This window comes from Herbaspirillum sp. WGmk3 (assembly GCF_023952535.1).
GTDB lineage: Bacteria > Pseudomonadota > Gammaproteobacteria > Burkholderiales > Burkholderiaceae_D > Herbaspirillum > Herbaspirillum huttiense.
This window is the reverse complement of the sequence record NZ_JAKYWT010000017.1, coordinates 1-1,241: the sequence shown is the minus strand read 5'-3', so window position 1 is coordinate 1,241 and position 1,241 is coordinate 1. Positions and strand designations below refer to the sequence as shown.

Sequence of the window (1,241 nt, the reverse complement as noted above, 5' to 3'; positions counted from 1 at the left end):
GTCACCAGTCCGGTGTTGTCGGCGGTGCAGACGGTGCAGCAGATGGCGGAAGCGGCCAGTAAAACCAAGAGTGGCCGAGTACAGGCACTGGCTGCTGCAACGGCGGGCATGTCGGTTTACAGCGCCGTAGGCGACATGCAGAAGGGCGCTGCCGAGGGTTCAGCCAACATCGGCATCAGCGCCACGATCGGCAGCAGCCAGAACAGCAGCCGTACCGAGCAGAACTCGGTGATGCAACGCGGCTCCACCGTTGCCTCCGGCGGCAACATGAGCATCAGTGCTACGGGAGATGGAGCCAACAGCAACCTCACCGTCGCGGGCAGCGACATCAATGCCAAGCGCAATCTGGCGCTCAAGGCGGACAACGATATCAATCTCATCGCTGCGCAAAACACGGATGAACAGCATGGTGACCGGTCGTCGTCGTCATGGGGTGTTGGCGTTACGGCGCAGTTTGGTAGCAAGACCCAGTTTGGCGTTACCGCCAACGCGGCGGGGAGCCGTGGTAATAGTGATGGCAAGGATGTGTCCAACGTCATGACGTAGGTGCGTGCGGGCGGGCAGGCCAAGCTTGAATCTGGGCGCGATACCAATCTGATTGGGGCTGCCGTCTCAGGTGAACGGGTAGTGGTGAATGTGGGCCGTGATCTGAACATCGCCAGCGTGCAGGACACCAGTACCTTCAAGAGTCGTGATCAGAGTATTGGTGGAAGTGCGACCATCGGCTATGGCTCTGGTGGCAGCGTCAATGCAAGCCGCAGTCGTGTGGATGCGGACTATGCGAATGTGGGCCAGCAGGCAGGGATTACGGCCGGCAATGATGGATTCCAAGTCAATGTCAAAGGCAATACGGATCTGAAGGCTGCGCAGATTGCCAGTACAGATCAAGCCGTCGAGCAGGGCAAGAACAGCCTGACGACGGGAACGCTGACCAGCAGTGATATCCAGAATCGTAGCCAATATTCGGCAGAGAGCCAGAGTGTGAGTGCTGGTACGTCCGCGGGCAAGCCAGGTGGTGGCATCGGCATTGGGAATGCCTCGGGTAGCGAGACGAGCGTGACGCGCAGTGGTGTTTCTGGTGCTGCGGTGACCATTACAAACGCACAGGCGCAAGAGGCGAAGACGGGCCAGAGTCCGGATCAGGTGGTGGCCTCGTTGGATACGTCAGTGCGTACCGGCAAGGACAGCAGCAATAGCCTGACGAAGAACTGGGACGGCAATCAACTGCGTGAGGATGTGGA

At 59.4% G+C, this 1,241-nt stretch carries 1 pseudogene; it reads left to right on the top strand.

Annotated elements, in window-relative coordinates:
- Nucleotides 1-42: 42 nt before the first annotated feature.
- Nucleotides 43-1,241, top strand: a pseudogene (locus tag MKD49_RS25725) (hemagglutinin repeat-containing protein); the annotation flags it as partial.